18 protein-coding genes are annotated in these 18,485 nt (G+C 39.2%); 5 read left to right on the forward strand and 13 right to left on the reverse strand.

Annotated features, from left to right (window positions below):
• The first annotated feature begins 41 nt into the window (after positions 1-41).
• Together FKZ43_RS08775 and FKZ43_RS08780 are read left to right on the forward strand one after the other, a co-directional pair.
• Complete coding sequence (locus FKZ43_RS08775; RefSeq protein ID WP_140945514.1) at positions 42-419, forward strand: DUF309 domain-containing protein; 378 nt, start codon at positions 42-44, stop codon at positions 417-419.
• The gene (locus FKZ43_RS08780; protein WP_140945515.1) at positions 416-1,270 is read left to right on the forward strand and encodes an MBL fold metallo-hydrolase; all 855 of its coding nucleotides are present in this window, start codon (positions 416-418) and stop codon (positions 1,268-1,270) included. Before FKZ43_RS08775 ends, FKZ43_RS08780 begins: the two co-directional genes overlap by 4 nt.
• Here the strand turns inward: FKZ43_RS08780 and FKZ43_RS08785 are convergent.
• From FKZ43_RS08785 to FKZ43_RS08820, 8 genes are all read right to left on the reverse strand, one after another.
• On the reverse strand, positions 1,267-1,914 hold the full coding sequence (locus FKZ43_RS08785) for a hypothetical protein (protein ID WP_140945516.1): 648 nt from the start codon (positions 1,912-1,914) through the stop codon (positions 1,267-1,269). The two genes, FKZ43_RS08780 and FKZ43_RS08785, sit on opposite strands and share 4 nt — an antisense overlap.
• A gap of 15 nt (positions 1,915-1,929) precedes the next feature.
• A complete protein-coding gene (locus FKZ43_RS08790; protein ID WP_140945517.1) occupies positions 1,930-3,174 on the reverse strand; it encodes an ABC transporter permease in 1,245 nt (414 codons plus the stop codon).
• 72 nt (positions 3,175-3,246) lie between these two features.
• Entirely contained in the window at positions 3,247-4,353 is a 1,107-nt protein-coding gene (gene dnaJ / locus FKZ43_RS08795) for a molecular chaperone DnaJ (RefSeq protein WP_140945518.1), read from the reverse strand.
• A 98-nt stretch (positions 4,354-4,451) separates the two neighbouring features.
• The gene (lon, locus tag FKZ43_RS08800) at positions 4,452-6,803 is read right to left on the reverse strand and encodes an endopeptidase La (RefSeq protein ID WP_140945519.1); all 2,352 of its coding nucleotides are present in this window, start codon (positions 6,801-6,803) and stop codon (positions 4,452-4,454) included.
• Between the two features lie 30 nt (positions 6,804-6,833).
• A complete protein-coding gene (locus tag FKZ43_RS08805; RefSeq protein ID WP_140945520.1) occupies positions 6,834-7,328 on the reverse strand; it encodes a ferritin-like domain-containing protein in 495 nt (164 codons plus the stop codon).
• Positions 7,329-7,403: 75 nt separating this feature from the next.
• A complete protein-coding gene (locus FKZ43_RS08810) occupies positions 7,404-7,862 on the reverse strand; it encodes an Hsp20/alpha crystallin family protein (protein ID WP_140945521.1) in 459 nt (152 codons plus the stop codon).
• A gap of 22 nt (positions 7,863-7,884) precedes the next feature.
• Entirely contained in the window at positions 7,885-8,247 is a 363-nt protein-coding gene (locus tag FKZ43_RS08815; RefSeq protein ID WP_140945522.1) for an Hsp20/alpha crystallin family protein, read from the reverse strand.
• Between the two features lie 28 nt (positions 8,248-8,275).
• Complete coding sequence (locus FKZ43_RS08820; RefSeq protein ID WP_140945523.1) at positions 8,276-8,701, reverse strand: Hsp20/alpha crystallin family protein; 426 nt, start codon at positions 8,699-8,701, stop codon at positions 8,276-8,278.
• A 245-nt stretch (positions 8,702-8,946) separates the two neighbouring features.
• Between FKZ43_RS08820 and FKZ43_RS08825 the strand changes: the two genes are divergently transcribed.
• From FKZ43_RS08825 to nagA, 3 genes are read left to right on the forward strand one after another with little or no spacing between them, the layout of a single operon-like run.
• Positions 8,947-9,693: a PASTA domain-containing protein gene (locus tag FKZ43_RS08825; RefSeq protein ID WP_140945524.1), complete on the forward strand. Its 747-nt coding sequence runs from the start codon at positions 8,947-8,949 to the stop codon at positions 9,691-9,693.
• 7 nt (positions 9,694-9,700) lie between these two features.
• Entirely contained in the window at positions 9,701-10,387 is a 687-nt protein-coding gene (gene rpe, locus FKZ43_RS08830; protein ID WP_140945525.1) for a ribulose-phosphate 3-epimerase, read from the forward strand.
• The gene (gene nagA / locus FKZ43_RS08835) at positions 10,384-11,547 is read left to right on the forward strand and encodes an N-acetylglucosamine-6-phosphate deacetylase (protein WP_140945526.1); all 1,164 of its coding nucleotides are present in this window, start codon (positions 10,384-10,386) and stop codon (positions 11,545-11,547) included. Before rpe ends, nagA begins: the two co-directional genes overlap by 4 nt.
• 4 nt (positions 11,548-11,551) lie before the next feature.
• Here nagA and FKZ43_RS08840 read toward each other — a convergent pair whose 3' ends face one another.
• From FKZ43_RS08840 to FKZ43_RS11480, 5 genes are all read right to left on the reverse strand, one after another.
• Entirely contained in the window at positions 11,552-13,309 is a 1,758-nt protein-coding gene (locus FKZ43_RS08840; protein ID WP_140945527.1) for a sodium:solute symporter family protein, read from the reverse strand.
• A 23-nt stretch (positions 13,310-13,332) separates the two neighbouring features.
• A complete protein-coding gene (locus tag FKZ43_RS08845; protein ID WP_140945528.1) occupies positions 13,333-16,224 on the reverse strand; it encodes a serine hydrolase domain-containing protein in 2,892 nt (963 codons plus the stop codon).
• Between the two features lie 3 nt (positions 16,225-16,227).
• Complete coding sequence (locus tag FKZ43_RS08850; protein ID WP_140945529.1) at positions 16,228-17,166, reverse strand: N-acetylglucosamine kinase; 939 nt, start codon at positions 17,164-17,166, stop codon at positions 16,228-16,230.
• 18 nt (positions 17,167-17,184) lie between these two features.
• Positions 17,185-18,210 carry a PorV/PorQ family protein gene (locus tag FKZ43_RS08855; protein WP_140945530.1) on the reverse strand — a complete coding sequence of 342 codons (1,026 nt, stop codon included), beginning with the start codon at positions 18,208-18,210 and terminating at the stop codon, positions 17,185-17,187.
• Positions 18,211-18,227: 17 nt separating this feature from the next.
• A partial coding sequence (locus tag FKZ43_RS11480; protein ID WP_181180317.1) for a hypothetical protein occupies positions 18,228-18,485 on the reverse strand: 258 nt, incomplete at its 5' end.

Here is an 18,485-nt window from a genome sequence, read left to right on the forward strand (position 1 = left end):
AATTTTGAAAGAACTTACAGGAACATAAACTTTTTCAACAAATGGACAAGGGCAATAAATTTATAAAAGGAATAAATGAGTTCAACAACGGGCTTTTCTTTGAATGTCATGATACATTTGAAGAAATCTGGAACGAGGAAAGAAACCCCGAATTAAAAAAATTTTACCACGGTCTAATACACATAACTGTTGGTTTCTACCATCTGACAAACTATAACTTTCGTGGAGCGGTAAGCCAATTTAAAAAAGCATTTGACAAAATTGGAACTTATCCGCAAATTTATATGAACATAAAACTTTGGGAATTGCTTAGTGAGGTCAAAATCTGGCTTGAAAAAGCGGAGAAAGCGTTAAATGGAGAAAAACAGAATTTAAACTTTGAAAATTTACCAAAAATAAAATTCATTGATGAAAAATGAGAATTGGGAAATACGATATATATGCAGTTGAAACAGGACGATTCAAACTTGACGGTGGTGCAATGTTTGGAATCGTTCCAAAAACAATTTGGGAAAAACTCAATCCGTCGGACGAAAAAAATAGAATTGAACTCGCCTTAAGAACGCTTTTAATAGTAAGCGACGACAAAAAAATTCTCGTTGACACGGGAATAGGAAAAAAATGGGATGACAAATACGCTGAGATTTACGGCATTGACCATGCGAAATTTACACTTGAAAATTCACTTGCAAAGTTTGGGCTTAAAACAGACGACATAACAGATGTTATATTAACACATTTACATTTTGACCACGCCGGTGGTTCAACTATGCTTGACTCCGATGGGACTTTAAGACCAACATTTAAAAATGCAACTTACTATGTCCAAAAGCGAAACCTTGAACTTGCAATGAACCCAAACGAAAAAGATAGGGCAAGTTATCTGCCCGAAAATTTCATGCCACTTATTGAATTTAATCAACTTGAAGTTGTTGACGGGGAATTTGAAATTTTTGATGGGGTTGAATTAATCGTATCGGACGGACACACAATCGGACAACAACTTGTCAAGGTGTCTGACGGGGAAAAAACGATAGTTTATTGTGGCGACCTGATACCGACATCATCACACATACCCATACCTTATGTAATGGCTTATGACCTACAACCTTTAATCACGATGGAAGAAAAAAAGAAACTTTTAAAGAGAGCACTTGAAGAGAATTGGATTTTATTCTTTGAGCATGATCCTTACGCCGATTGTGCCACTGTCAAACAAGGCAAAAAATATATTGAACTTGATAGAAGATTCAACCTTGACGAGATTTAAATCCCTGAAATCAAGATGAAAACGCCCGTCAGAGCGATCACAACTCCAGCGATTACGTGTGAGTATCTCTCAAGTTTCTCAAGTTTTGCAAGTTGAATTCCAAGATAACCGATCAATGCCTGCACTATCATCATAACCCAGGTCACGATGCTGAAAACAACTATAACGGCAAGAATTCCAGCGGTTTTAAATTTAAGTGATATGAAGAAAAGCGGTATAAGTGGCTCACAAGGACCGAGAACGAAAATCGCAAATAATGTCCAGACGGTGATAACTTTTCTATTCAAAATTTTTTCATCAACGATTTCGTGTTTATGTGGATGTTTTACATGTTTTATGCCCCAGATCGCATAGGCTATACCAAATCCGATCAAAAGCCATAGTCCAACTTCGCCACGCAACGTTTCAAGTCCTTGAAGTTTGCTTAACTCCATCCCTATAAATAACCCGATAAGCCCGAGCAAAACTGAAGAGCCAACATGACCAATCCCAGCGATGAACGTGACAAAAATTAACTTCTTAATTGACCATTTCTGCGCCCTTCCAATCATGATGAAAGGAAGCCAATGATCTGGGGCAAGCGCATGGAGAAATGCTATTGAAGCAGTGCTTATAATCAAAGTAATAAATGAAGCATCTGTCATTTTAAATCTCCTTAATTATTTTGCCTTGACCCAAGATATAAGCTCTTTCAAACTTGGAAACTTCCCGTAACTTAAAATCGCTATTCTAAATATCCTTCCCGCAACCCAGATCATAAAAACTACTGATAGAGCAAGAATTGCTATCGTTCCAATTATCTCCCAAGTTGCTGGCATCTTAACAGGGATACGTGCGACCATAAATGCGGGTGTAAATAGAGGGAAAAAGGATAAAACTTTTATCCAAAAAAGATCCGGATTTTGCATAATTAAAAAAGAAAAGGCGATGGGAAGTGTAACACCAAGAGCGATATATCCGGCGATTTGTTGTGCTTCATACTCAGAGTTCACAGGTGCACCAACAGCGACGAAAAGGGCGGAGTAAAATAGATAACCGAGGACAAAGTAAACAAGTGAAATAAGCATAAGGTCAATCTTTACGGAAATTAACGCATACCCAGAGAAAAAGTAAAAACCGAGTATAGCCCATATAAACATCTGCGTCAACCCAAGCATACCAAGCCCAACTATCTTACCCGCCATCAATTCATTCGCATTGCAAGAGGACAAAAGAACTTCCACAATACGATTTGACTTCTCCTCAACAACACTTCGCACAAGCATTTGCCCACCTGTAAGCACAAGTACCATAAGCGCAATTATAAAAATGTACGAGCTAAAAAACAGCGCAAGAAAGTCCGTCTTCTCCTCTTCACCCTTTTTTGAAATTTTTATCGTGTTATATTTAACTGGCCTAATTATTTTTGAAATTGCCTCTTTATCAACACCGTACTTCCCAAGTTCAGATGTGATCACAATTTCCTGAAGCGCGCTCTTGAAACGCTCAATGTCCCTTATATTGCCAACATTTTGACCAACATATTGAAAATTCAAACTATCCTCAAAATTTCGCGGTATAATAATATATGCCTCAAACTCACCAGAAATCACCTTTTTATTTGCTATTGATTTAATTTCCCCCAAGTTATCTCCAGCTTGAATTTTAATAAGGATATAATTTGGTTTGCCATCGGGAAGTTTGAATTCGTTTTCAAGCTTATCTTGCAACTTATCAAAAATCCGCCCCGTCAAGTCTACAACACCGATCCTTTTTTGCTTTAGATCAGCTTTTTCCATTAAAAATCTTGGGAGAAAACCAAAAGCAACTATTAAGACAGGCATTAGAATTAAAGATATAAAAAATGTCTTTGTTCTGACCTTAGTAATATACTCCCACCAGGCGATGGTTAAAATTTTTTTCATTTAACCAATCAATTTCTTTCTCAAAAATTTTCAGCGATAATTTAACACAATTTAAAATTCCTTTCAAGCCCTTCAATATTTTAAATTTCCCTCCTTGGCAAATTCCTCAATAAGTCTTTTCTGACGCTCATTTATTTTTTCCGGGATTTCAACCTTGACAGTGACATACATATCACCAACATTGCCATTATTTCTGATACCAAGTCCACGCAGTCTGAATGTTGTTCCATTCTGAGTTCCAGGAGGAATTGTTAGTTCAACCTTATTCCCATAAATGGTCTTTATCCTTATTCTACTTCCAAGTATCGCTTGTGCAATGTTAATTGGAATTTCAACGTAAATATCATTACCCTTGCGCTTGAAAAATTTATCATCTTGAACTTTTATATGAACATAAAGATCACCATTTCCACCGCCACCTATACCTTGTTCACCTTCGCCTCTGATTCTAAGCGTTGTCCCAGTGTCAACGCCCTGAGGTATTTTAACCTTTATCTTTCTTAATCTTGAAACCTGACCTGTGCCACCACAGTTATAGCAAACTTCCGAGATTATCTTACCACGACCGTAACAGCGTGGGCAAGGTCTTGAAAAAGCAAACATACCTTTAACTTCCGAAACCATTCCGCTTCCGTTACATACAGGACAGGTTGTCACCTTCGCTCCTGGCTTTGCACCCGTTCCACCACAAACATTACAAACTTCCTTCCTTGGAACATCTACATATATCTCACCGCCACTGACCGCAGTTGAAAAGGGAATTTCAACATCTATATGAATGTCCTCTCCTTTTACAGCGCCTCTTCTGCTTTTTCTAAAGAACTCACCACGGTCAAAAAATTGATTTAACAAGTCATCAATAAATGAATCCCCGAAGTTAAATCCCTCACCAAATCCAGTTCGGAAATTTGAGAATATATCTTCAAAGTTGAAACCACCTGGAAATCCACCTTCTACACCGGTATAACCAAACTTTCTGAGCTGATCGTATTGCTTCCTCTTCTCCGGGTCAGAGAGAACACTATACGCCTCGTTAATCTCTTTAAACTTCTCCTCAGCTTGTTTATCCCCAGGATTTCTATCTGGATGATATTTCATTGCGAGCTTCTTATATGCTTGCTTTATCTCTTCTTGTGTTGCGTTCTCGCTTACTCCAAGTATTTTATAATAGTCCTTCATCTTTAACAATCACCTCCTTTAATAAACAAAAGGCGAATCATCCCGATTTTCAATCGGAACAATTCGCCTTAACTAATTTAAATTCTAAAACTTATTGATTAAACTGACTCAAGGACTTCTTCTTTCTTTATCGCAAGCTCAAGAACTTCGTCCATCTCCTTCACAAAATAAAACACCATCTCTGCTCTAACTTGCTCAGGAATTTCATCTATGTCGGCTCTGTTTTTCTCTGGCAATATAACCTTTTTAATTCCAGCCCTATGTGCTGCTAAAACCTTCTCTTTAATACCACCGACTGGTAAAACAGCGCCTCTTAAAGTTATTTCACCTGTCATAGCAATATCATTACAAACAACTTTTCCAGTCAAAAGCGAATACAAAGCGGTCAATATTGTAACTCCAGCCGAGGGTCCATCTTTCGGTATAGCCCCTGCAGGGACATGTATATGGATATCATATTTTTCTCTGAAATCCGGGTCAATTCCAAACTCTTCCGATTTTGAAGCAATATAACTCAAAGCGATATGAGCCGATTCCTTCATCACATCACCGAGTTGCCCAGTGAGATGAAGCGAACCTTTGCCCTTCATCTTCGTTGCTTCAACGAAGAGAATCTCACCACCAACTGGAGTCCAAGCAAGTCCAGTAGCTATACCAGGTTTATTGATTCTCTCTGCGACCTCGTGATAGAATTTCGGTTGCCCGAGATATTTCGGTAAATCATCTGCAGTTATAGTCGTCGGCTCGGATCTACCCATAGCAACTTCTTTCGCAACCCCACGGCAAATATCGGCTATTCTTCTTTCAAGATTCCTAACGCCAGCCTCACGAGTGTATGAGTTAATTATCTTCCTTAAAGCGTCATCTTCAAATTTTATCATATCTTCCGTTAAACCGTGCGCTTTTATCTGCTTCGGGACGAGGAAGTATTTTGCAATGTTGAGTTTTTCTTCCTCAATATAGCTTGGTATCTCAATTATTTCCATCCTATCTCTCAAAGCTGGTGGAATTGGCTCAATCATATTCGCCGTCGCTATGAACATAACCTTTGAAAGGTCAAACGGGACTTCAATGTAATGGTCGCTGAAGGAGTGATTTTGTTCCGGGTCAAGGACTTCAAGAAGTGCAGCAGCCGGGTCACCGCGAAAGTCAGCCCCAATTTTGTCAACTTCGTCAAGCATAAAAACTGGATTATTTGAGCCCGCCTTTCTAATTCCTTGTATTATTCTCCCAGGCAAAGCCCCAATATAAGTTCGCCTGTGACCTCTTATTTCTGCTTCATCGTGTACCCCGCCGAGTGAAATTCTAACAAATTTTCTTCCAAGCGCCTCGGCAATTGACCTCCCAAGCGATGTCTTACCAACCCCTGGCGGACCAACAAAGCAGAGTATCGGACCCTTCATATCGTTTTTAAGTTTTCTAACAGCGAGGTACTCAAGGATTCTTTTCTTAACTTTCTCAAGCCCATAATGATCGCGATCAAGAATTTCCTCAGCTTTCTTTATGTCCAAGTTATCCTCCGTTGAAATGCTCCAAGGTAACTCTATCAACCAATCAAGGTAAGTCCTTGAAACAGTATATTCAGCAGAAGATGGATGCATCCTTGAGAGACGATCAAGTTCCTTAAGCGCAACTTTCCTCGCCTCCTCAGGCATATTGGCTTTTTCAATCTTTTCCCTCAATTCCCTTATTTCAGCCCCTTCTTCATCTTCACCAAGTTCTCTCTTTATCGCCTTCAACTGCTCTCTGAGGAAATACTCGCGCTGATTCTTTGTTATCTCATCTTGAACTTCTGCCTGAATTTTATTCCCAAGTTCAAGACGTTGAGCGTGGCGATTTAAAATGAAATGACATTTCTTCAACCTATCCTTGATGTTAACCTGCTCAAGTATTTCCTGTTTCTCAGCAACAGAAACATTCAAAAGAGAAGCAACAACATCGGGTAAACTGCGTATATCATCCGTTCCGCTTACTATATTTGCCTGCTCAGGTGTCATGTCCGGAGAAAGTTCAACAACCCTTTTGAACACATTCTTTATCGCAACCGCAAGCGCCTCACTTTCAATGTCAATTTCACCTTCATCTTCAACTTGCTGGATAATCGCTCTCAAATACGGTTCTTGCTGTATAAATGACAAAATCCTCGCACGATGCAAACCCTGAACAAAAACACTTTTTGAACCGTCAGGCAAGTTATAAACCTTGAGTATTTTCGCCACCGTTCCAAAATGATAAACATCGTCAGGAGTTGGCTTTTCTATCTGTGGCTCCTTTTGGGCGACAATTAAAATAAGTTCACCCGTCTTTGACGCATCTTCTATCAACTTTATCGTGCTCTCCCTACCAACAGAAAGTGGCATAAATTGCTTGGGAAAAAACACGGAATTCCTCAACGGCAAAACCGACATCGCCTCAGGAATATGAGATGTATATTTGAGTTCTTCTCCCATGGCTTTAAATTTTTTGTTTTAAAAAATCTTTTAACACAATCTCATAACAAGGTCCATCAAAACATCCTTATGTTTTATCTCATCATCAACTATTCGCCTGAGCAAATCTTTTACATCATCGTTTTCAATCTTATTGATCTGTGAGATATAATCCTCGTAAATTTCCTTATCAAACTCAAGGTCAGCGATAAGCTTTCTAAAACCTTTTTCATTATGAATTGAGTCCAACTTAATTTCAAAAACCTTCGGTGTTGGATTAACCGACCCACCAAGTTCAACTATCTTTTGCCTCAACATCTCCGCATGCTTTCTTTCCTCTTCAGCAACCCTCTTCAGTCTCTCCTTCAAAAAGTCAAAAGGTATTATCTCGGCGTGTTCATCCATCATCTTAGCAATGGCGACCTCTTTTGAATAATTCTCGTTCAACAATTTTATCAATTCCTCCCTTTCTGAAATATAAGGCAAAAATAAATTTTTAATCGTTTCAATTAAACCCTTTCTCTTTTCTTGGCTTTGAAGCGCCATTTCCAACTTTTAACTTTTGTTTTTCCTCAATATAAATTTAAAAAAATCCCGCCAAAAATGGCGGGATTTTAAATTTCAACCAACTTTAACCTCAATCTCTTTGCTCTTCGCCTCTTCAACCTTCGGCAACTTTATCGTCAACACCCCATCTTTAAACTTCGCTTCAATCTTATCAACCTTGACAGCACCAGGCAAAGTGAAAGTCCTCGTGAACGAGCCATAAACTCTCTCAACCCTGTGGAAGTTTTCATTCTTCGTCTCTTTTTCTTGCCTCTTCTCACCGCTTATCGTAAGCATGTTATCTCTTATCGTCACCTTAATATCATCTTTGCTCACACCAGGTATTTCAGCCCTAACGATATACTCATCATCCGTCTCAGATATATCAACAACAGGTCTCCAAGTTGATATTGCTCTTTCCTCTTCCTCTTCAAATCCACGGAAAAATCTGTCAAACATCCTGTTAATTTCCCTCTGTAAGTCAATTAAATCAGTTGCAAGGTCTCTAATTGGACTCCATCTTACGAGCGCCATATCTTGTCACCTCCTTTTATTTTTAATTTATTTTGATTTCAATTTCTTTGCTCTCTTCTCTTTTTGCAAGTGTTAAGGTTAAAACTCCATTCACAAGTTTCGCCTCTATTTTGTTTCTGTCAATGTCACCGGACAATATAAACTCCCTGCGATACTCACCCTTCTCAAGCTCACTAAACAAAACCTCGCTGTCTTTCGGCTTCGTAATTTCAAACTTACCCTGAACTATCAATCTGTTGTCAACAACCTTAACATTCAAATCATCCCTTGAAACACCAGGCATGTCAAGGAAAATCATGTATGAATCCTTGGTTTCATAAAGGTCAGCTGGAGGTGTGATATATGTCGTAAAACTTTTCTTCGTTATGGCTTTATCTTTGAGCATATATCATCACCTCCTTTTTTAGATTTTTTTAACTGACATTGATTTGAATTTCTTTCGGTTTAACTTCTTCTTTCTTCGGGAGAGTTATCTTCAGAATCCCATCTTTGTACTCAGCGCTCACTTTACTCACCTCAATCGGATATGGCAATCTTACGCTTCTCATAAACTTACCAAATTCCCTCTCACGGATCAGGCAATTCGCTTTCTCAGGAAGTTCTGGTTCTTTCCTTTCCCCAGATATCGTTAAAACATCGTTGTGAATTTTAACCTTTATATCATCCTTGCTCACACCTGGGACCTCAACATAAATCACAAGGTCATCTTTAGAGTCAATTATGTCCATGAGCGGATATTCATAACCCCTATCAAAGCTCCTGAAGAAGTCATTGAACATCTTGTTGATTTCCTTTTCCATCATTTCAATTTCCTTGAATGGTGAATATCTCATCAACATGGCTTATCACCTCCTTTTTTATTTTTTGGTTTTTAATTCCAAAAGGAATTAACCTCAAATGTTGTGCCAAAAAAATGTATTAAAATTCAATTGGTTATCCCTAAGTGGGAATTGACAAGTTGTCAAAGTTGGGTTTGATAATTTGCCATTTGGTTGACAGGATGTCAATAATCTCTGACTGTTTTGGAGTTATGAAATCAAAGATTTATTTTTTATATTTTTCAAAAACAAAAAGATGAAGTTTGATGCGAAGGAAGCTGCGAAATTACCTTTTGATACTGGTATTATTTTTTGCGATTTTGCTCTTGATGGATAAAGTTGTGATGCCATTTTATGTCGGTTCCGTAAAGTCAATTGAAATGCCAAACCTTATCGGTAAAAAATTTGACGAGGCGAGAAAAATCATTGACTCTCTAAATCTCAAACTTGAAAGTGTCACCGAAAAACACGACGCGAGATTTCCAGTCGGATATGTTATTTTACAAAGCCCGAGACCGGGGATGAAAATAAAGGAAGGAAGGCGAGTTTATCTTGTTGTGAGCTCTGGAGAACAAAAGATAGAAGTTCCAAATCTTATTGGAAGGTCTGTTCGTGAAGCGAAGTTAATTTTGGAAAAATCAGGGTTAAAATTAGGAGAGTTAAGTTATGACTTTTCGGATGAGATTCCAGAGGGGGCGATAATCTCGCAATCAATTCCTGAAAGAAGTAAAGTTTCCTATGGAACTTTTGTTTCGGTTGTTGTTTCTCTTGGGAATGCGGAGGGTAAAGTTCAAGTGCCAAATTTAATCGGTTTGCCGTTTTCAAAAGTTGAACAAATTTTAAGCGAATCAGAACTTCGGCTTGGTAAAGTGATTTATGAACCGAGTTCAACTGTTCTACCTAACACAGTGATAGAACAATTCCCGCGAGCCGGTGCTTACATTCAAAAGGGTTCATCCGTTGATGTTTTCGTTGCTAAGGAAATCACAGCAACGCCAAAACAAAATTACTAACTAAGCCATGTTTAAACTTGCGCCATCTTTACTTTCAGCTGATTTTTCGGACTTGAAGAACGAGATAAAAAAGGTTCAAGAAGGTGGAGCTGATCTGCTTCACCTTGATGTAATGGATGGGCACTTTGTCCCAAACTTGACATTCGGTCCTATGATCGTTAAAGCGATAAGGAAATTAACGGAACTTCCACTTGATTCCCATCTTATGATTTCAAATCCGGATTTTTATATAGATGAGTTCAGAAAAGCTGGCTCCGATATAATCACCGTTCACTTTGAGGCTTGCACACACTTACATAGAACTATAATGAAGATAAAGGAAAGCGGTGCAAAAGCTGGCGTCTCAATAAATCCAGCAACTCCCGTAAGTTCAATTGAGGAAATAATTGACTATGTTGATATCCTGTTGATAATGTCGGTAAACCCCGGGTTCGGAGGGCAAAAATTTATTGAAACGACATTGAGAAAAATAATTCAAGCGAAAAAAATCATCACCGAGAGAAATTTAAATGTTGAAATTGAAGTTGACGGTGGAATTGACCTTGATAATGTTGAACTTTTGCTTGAAGCCGGGGCTGATATAATCGTAGCTGGCTCTTCAATATTCAACTCAGCTGATGCGACAGAAACAGCGCGAAAATTTAAGCAAAAGTTCCTTGAGTTTGAGATAAAAAACAAAGTTAAAATCGTATGAGAAAAATTTTCATAAGAAATGTCAACGCAATCACACCTTTTAGAATAATTGAAAATGCTGGGATAATCATAGAAGGTAAGAAGATATCCGAAATTGGTAAGATAGATGATATAAAAATTGACGATGGGGATTATCATTTTTTTGATTTTGACGGGATGTTTGCTGTTCCGGGGTTCATTGACCTTCATGTACACGGTGGACTTGGTTTTGGATTTGAGGATGAAGACGACGAAGCGCTCTTCAAAATTAGCGAGTTTTATTTCCAACACGGAACCACAGGACTTCTTGCAACCCTTTACCCCAAGCCAGAGAAGGAGTTTATCCGCGAATTAAGACGCATTGCTGACTTTATAGAACAGAATAACTCCAACATCTGGGGAATACATCTTGAAGGACCTTTCCTCAATCCCGAAGAAAAGGGAGCGATGAACCCAGATTATCTACTAAAGCCATCGCTTGAGTCCTGGCATAATCTCCGCGACGCTGGGAGAGGCTACATCAAAATAATGACGATCGCCCCTGAACTTCCTGGAGCTTATGAAGTAATGCGAGATGCTGCTCTTGATGGAGTTATACTCTCAATAGGACATTCCGTCGCAGACATTGAAGAAATTCAAATGGCGATCCATAATGGCGCAGCTCATGTAACCCACATGTTTAATGCGATGAAACCCTTCCATCATCGCGACCCAGGGGTCATAACTGGATCGCTTTTATTTGACGAACTTAAAATTGAACTTATAGCTGATGGAACCCATGTCCACCCGATGGTAATGAAGCTTCTGTATAAAATCAAAGGTCCAGCTGGAATAATACTGATTACGGATGCGACACGAATGGCAGGGATGCCAGATGGAGAATTTGAATTTGCAGGTCAAAAAGTCATTGTAAAAAATAAAAAAGCATTTCTTGAAGATGGAACTTTAGCTGGGAGCACCTTGACAATGGAACAAGCTGTCAAGGTTATGGTTGAACTTGTTGATGTCCCTATCACCTCAGCAGTGAGGATGGCTTCGCTTAATCCAGCGCGCGTTTTGGGAAAAGAGCACCGCAAAGGAATTTTAGCAACTGGAAAAGATGCTGATATAGTTGTGCTTGATAAAAACTTCAACGTTCAACTTACGATCTATGAAGGCGAAATAAAATACAAAAGGGATTGAAAAATCACTCAATAGTTTTTTCCCAACCTCGCTTTGTGAAATCAAAATATATGACAAAACCGGCAAGAAAACCTATGATAATGTAAACCAAGCCCTGTAAATATTCACCAAGGACAATTTTCCCAATTCCGAAAAGCATAGCATAGACGAGAACAATACCACTTATCCAATCTATGAAAAGATAAAAATAACCAGAGTCACCTTTGGTATCGTTAACTTCCGTTGATATTTTCCTCCATCCAATTCCACCGGGATGAACACGGTGATAAAAGTTTAAGAGATGTTCTCGGTCAACCGGTTTAGTGATTAAAGTTGCGATAAGCCAAGATACGGTTGTGAAGGCAACGATATAGAACAGCGTTTCCGGAAAGGTTACCTTAGTGAAAAATTTTATATAAGCATAGCCGAAAAATGGTGCTATCATGGCAACTATTTCACTCCAAGCATTGATACGCCACCAGTACCATCTCAAAATCAAGACAAGACCCAATCCAGCGCTTGCTTCAATTATAAATTGCCAAGCCCCGGAAATTGTTTTTATCACAAGCGTTATCAAAATAGAAGCGACCATAACAAGCAAAGTCGTAATTCTTGCGATCAAAACATAATGTTTTTCATCCGCGTCTTTTTTGATAAATCTTTTGTAGAAATCATTTATCACATATGAAGTTCCCCAGTTTAAATGTGTCGCAATAGTTGACATATATGCAGCGAAAAAAGCAGCTATTAACAAACCTTTCAAACCCACTGGGAGATAATCCCGCATTGCATAAATATAGCCGAGTTTTTTATCCTCAGGTCCAAGTTCGGGGTAAAGGACAAGCGTTGCAAGTCCAACGACAATCCAAGGCCAAGGTCTTAGACAATAATGAGCTATTGTGAACCAAAGGGTTGCGAGAAAGGAATGTTTTTCATCTTTTGCTGACATCATCCGTTGAGCAACATAGCCACCGCCACCGGGTTCAGCCCCGGGATACCAGGAAGCCCACCATTGAACCAGAATATATGCTATAAAAGATGAAACAGTTAAAGACAAAACACCGCCATAAGCGACTTCTTCAGTTGAACCGACAACAGGTGTAAATTTAAACACCCACTCGGGCAAATTGCCTCTCAAGCCATCTATACCTCCAACCTGTGGAAGGTTAACCACTACAACAGCAAGGACAATTGTTCCAGCTATAGCTATGACAAACTGAATTGCATCTGTCACGGCAACACCCCACAATCCCGAAAGTGATGAATAAAGAGAAACTATCAACATCGCCCCAAAAACATAATATCTAACAACTTCTTCCGAAACTCCGAAAAATCCAGTCAAAATTGAGATCATCGCCACATTAACCCAACCAATTATGACTGTGTTAACGAATAATCCAAGATATAATGCTTTAAACCCGCGCAAAAATGAAGCTGGTTTGCCCGAATATCTCAATTCAACGAATTCAACATCCGTCATTATTCCAGCTCTTCGCCACAACCTTGCAAAGAAAAACACAGTAAGCATTGACCCGAAAAGGAAATTCCACCAAAGCCAATTCCCAGCTATTCCATTTTTCGCGACAAGCTCAGTCACAGCAAGTGGTGTATCAGCAGCAAATGTCGTCGCAACCATTGATGTCCCCGCAAGCCACCAAGGAAGATTCCTCCCCGAGAGGAAAAACTCACCTATGTTCTTTCCCGCCCTCTTTGAATAATAAATCCCGACAACTAAACTTAAAATGAAATAAGATGCAACTATAATCCAGTCAAGAACTTGCATTAAAGTTACCCACTTTAATTTTTTTAATTTACGAGCGCTTCAACTATCGCTTTATGAACTGCTTTCCTCAGTGGGATATGCTTTGTATTTGCTCTTGTTGGATGAACTCTGTTTGTTAAAAGGACAGCGATCAACTTTTTTTCCGGATAAACATATACTGAAGTCCCTGTGAAACCAGTGTGCCCGAATGCGTTTTCACCGAAAGCACCATCAAGTGCACTTTTCCCATAGGGTGAAAGTGCATTATCCCAACCAAGCCCACGATTATTTTGCCATCTTTTCGTGAACAGATCAACTGTTTCATTTTTGAAAAATCTTATCCCACCATATTCACCACCATTTAAAATCATCTGCATCAAAACTGCAAGATCTCTTGCGTTTGAGAAAAGTCCTGCATGTCCAGAAACGCCCCCAAGAGCCCTTGCATTCTCATCGTGAACAACGCCATGAATGAAAGAACCACTTGAACTATCAAACTCAGTCGGTGCTATCATGCCAAGCCAATCTTTTGGCGGTAAAAATGTCGTATACTTCATCCCAAGTGGTATGTAAAATGTCTCCTTGACATATTGATCAAGCGATTTTCCGGTTACGACCTCAACGATTTTCCCAAGTGTTATAAATCCAAGGTCGCTATAAACTGTTGAGTCCCCCGTCTTGTAAACAAGCGGTTGAGCATAAATTGAATCAAGTATCTCGCTTGGGGACTTGCAAAGTTGATAAAACGGCTTCCATGAGGGCAAACCACTGTTGTGGAGAAGTAAATTTTTTATCGTGACCTTGTCCTTACCGTTTTGAGCAAATTCCGGAATATACTTCGCAACAGGATCATCAAGATTTATTTTGCCTTCATCATAGAGTTTCATAATTGAAACGGTCGTTGCTGCAACCTTTGTAATTGATGCCATATCATAAACAGAATTTGGCTCAACCTGTCTTGAATACGGATCGTATGTATAAGTCCCAAAAGCTTTATGATAAACTATCACTCCATTTCTTGCTATAAGCAAAACCGCACCGGGAGTAGCTGAATCTTGAATCGCCTTCTCTAACAAAGTGTCAAGCTTTGAAAGTTTGTTCGGGTCAAAGCCAGCTTCATCAGGATATCCATAACGCAATGTGGTTTGTGGATAAGTTAAACCAGTTCCGATTTTTGCAAAACCGGGTATATTTATCGGCAGTTTACCCTGCGGAGAAATCTCACCGAATAAAGCCTCAGCAGTTGCCTCAACAACAGGTTGAGCATCGGAATATGCGCAAATGTATGCCTTAACATCTGGATAATCCATAACTATGTATGGATTTCCAAACGAAATTAAAATGACTGGTTTGCCAGAATTGATAACTTGCCTTAAAAATTTCGCATGTTTCTCAACGAGAGTAAGCGAGGCTTGATACGCTCTGACACGAACATATGCTGAAACAATTACGATGTCAAAGTTATTTATCTTTGAAAGTATTGAGTTAAGTTCACCATTCGTGCTTCTAAGGTCAACCCTTTCAAAAGAGATGTTATCATATCTTTGGGAGAGTTGACTGGCGAAATAACCCCCGCTATTTGGATCGTTTGAATCAACGATCGTTATATGCAAAATCTTTTTATCCCCGAACTGAATCAACGGCAAAATATTTTCGTTTTTGACGATTGTTATTGAAGCACGGGATATCTCCTTTGCCTTACGGAGATTTTCCTCAGTGGCGACCACATCGCGAATTTTATCAATATCAACGAACCTATTTTTATGCAATCCGAGCTCATACTTAAACTCAAGTATCTTCTTAACAGACTCGTTTATCCTTTCCTCGCTGATCTCACCTCGCTTTACCGCTTTAACTACTGCGTCAATGGCCTCATCAACATTTGGTGGCATTAAAATTATATCGTTCCCAGCTTTTACAGCAAGGACAGAGGCGAGCGCGTTTGAATAAAGCTTTGTTACGCCCCGCATTGTCATTGCGTCTGTTACAATCAACCCTTTGAAGCCAAGCTCTTTTTTCAAAAGACCTGTTACGATATTGTATGAAAGTGTGGCTGGCAAATTCTTCGCCGTGTCAAGCTGTGGGAAAGAAATATGAGCTATCATGATTGACTTGACCCCGGATTTTATAGCATCTTTAAACGGTGGGAGTTCAATTGAATCAATTCTTGCCTTGCTGTGATTTATCACCGGCAAATCAAGGTGTGAATCTATATCGGTGTCACCGTGTCCAGGGAAATGCTTCGCAGTTGCTATCATCCCATTTTCTTGTAAACCTTTTATAAATGGGATTGAAAATTTTGAAACGATTTCAGGCGTCTCACCGAATGAACGGATGTTTATTATCGGGTTTCGGTAATTGTTGTTGACATCAACCGTTGGAGCATAATTTTGATGTATCCCGATCGCTCTACCTTCAATAGCGATGATTCGTCCCACTTCATAGGCATAATCTGGATTCCCGGTCGCAGCTATTCCCATAGCAGGAGGAAAGTGAGTCGTATTATCAAGTCGCATTGCGGTCCCCCACTCAAAATCAGCTGAAATTAAAAGTGGAACATCGGAAATTTTCTGGAAATAATTTATCATATCCGCCGTCTCAAAAACATCACCACGGAAAAATATCAAGCCACCGACTTTTCTATCCTTGACATAATGAACCAACCTTTTAAATTCCTTGTTATTCCTTGCAATGAAAATCCCACGGGCATCTGGCATTACCATTTGAGCAACTTTCTGCTCCAATGTTAACTTCTTCATCCAATAATTCACCCATTGCTGTTTCGTCATCTTTGAGAAATCAACTTTCTCCTTCTTCGGCTTCAATTGCGTTCTCCCTTGTATCCCACTGACAACATCATCTTTAGCCCTTGTGAATACGACGAACAAGATAGGAAAAATAACAAATGCAAAGAGAAAGGTTAGGAAATTTTTCATTTTTCAAGTGCAAATTTTATTTTTGATCAAGTTTCTAGCGTAAATTATCGCTCCGTAAGCTGGGGAAGCCATTGGCTCAATCAGATCAACTTGGGGGAAATTTTCAGTTATTTCCTTTTTCAATTTTCTTGAGAGATAATTTTCGTTTCTCAAGACACCGCCCATAAGAACGAGTTTAACTCGCTCCCCAAAATTTGACTTTCCAAGCATCGCCTTGATATGAGTTAAAAGTTCGTAACAAGCATCATCAAGAATTTTTATAGCGATTTCATCACCCATTTCGCCTGCCTCCGTAACAATTGGAGCAACACTTGCAGGGTCAAATTCACCAGAATAAATTTTGCTTACAACTTCCCTTAGGTCGGTGATTTTAAACTTTTCAAAAATCAAATCTTTCAAAATTGTCTTCCCCCCTCTTCCATCAATGAACTTAGCAACAGCCCTTAAAGCCTCGCAACCGAGTGAAAACCCACTACCTTCATCACCGATGAATCTCCCCCAACCCCCGATCCTATGAATTTCACCATTTGTATCTTTAGCAAACATAACTGAACCAGTTCCACTTATCAGAACAATTCCAGCCCCACCCATAAATGCACCCTCAAGCGCAATCCTTGCATCGGTTTCAATAATCAACTTCGGCAATTTCAGGTTATATTCATTCGCAATCTTTACTATGCCGTTGTAAATTTTACTTTTATCTTCTTCTTTTCCAGCTCCAGCAAGCCCAATGACGATAATTTTCACATCGTGAAAATCACAACCTACCTTTTGCACAAGTTCAAGGATCAACTTCAAAATTGATCTCGCAACGACATCAACACCAAGCATTTGAAAATTAGCTGACCCACCCATGACCTCGGCGAAAGGATTACCATCAAGGTCACTTATAATCCCATGCGTCTTCGTTCCTCCACCATCCATTCCAATGATATATTCCACTTCAAACCCATTGTTAATTTAAAATTTCACAGCAAGGGTCAAATACTGAACATTTTTCAATCTCCCAAAATCAAGATACGCATAATCAACTGCAACCGCTACACCACGAGCAATTGAATACTTTACACCAGCGCCAACAGTATACCTTTGCTCCCCTCCTTTTTCAAATAACGATTTATAACCTCCTCTAACATAAAAAATTTCCTTGAACGAATACTCTGCACCAAGATTTAAATACTCGGTGTTATCGTTAGGATGAACGGCATCAACAGCGACTGTAAATCTCTGCGACTCCGTCTTCAAAAAATCATTTGATAAACCAACTCTGAAAAGCAAAGGCATTTCAAATTTATCCGTCTGAATGAACGCATTTATATTATTTCCTGTCCCACCACCGACTGTGTAAATTATTATTAAGTCGCGCCCGGTAAGTTGCATCTTAGTTCCGTAATTTGACATACTTGCTCCGATTCTCATACCATTCAAAAATGGCGTTACATAAAGTGTTCCAAAATCAAATGCAAAACCTTGCGCTGATTCATGCCAGATGTATTCCCTCACATATTTGAAGTTAAAACCTATCGCAAATCTATCGGTCAACTGTCTTGCGTAAGATAAACCCATCATCAATCCACCCGCTTTAAATCTCTCGCCGGTGCCATCTGGCATAGCTACTGTCCTAACTTCCATATCATCCATTGTCAACGCTGATATCTGCATTCCGATCGTGCCAAGGTTTCCAAGATTCAAAGCAAGAGCAGCAAAACTATATTTTATGTCCATAATCCAATCAACATAATTAAAAACTGCCTCACCTCTCCCAGAAATTCTGCTAAGCCCTGCCGGATTCCAATAAATTGAACTTATATCATCAGCAACCGAACCGAAAGCTCCACCCATTCCAATTGCTCTTGCACCAATTCCTATCTTTAAAAATTGAGCAGATGTCGTTCCCGTCTTTGTTAAACTGCTACCTATTTGAGCAAATGAAAACGAGACCACACAGAATACGAAGGCAAACAGTGATAAAACCTTTCTGGTCATAGTATTCGCTCCAAATTTTATTTTATAATTGCGAATTTTAATAATTTTTCACCTATACCGGGGGCTTCAATGTGAGCTATGTAAACTCCATAACTTACACTCAAACCATCCCTGTTCAAAAGATTCCAATACTCACGCCCATTATCAACTCCACTTGAATGTCTTATCTCTTTGACCAACTCACCACTTAATGTGTATATCCTTATCACACACTCCCTCGGCAAACCATCAAAATATATCCTCCTTTCTCCCCTAACCTGCCCAGGCAACTTGCT

Origin of the sequence: Candidatus Thermokryptus mobilis (assembly GCF_900070205.1) — a bacterium.
GTDB lineage: Bacteria > Bacteroidota > Ignavibacteria > Kryptoniales > Kryptoniaceae > Kryptonium > Kryptonium mobile.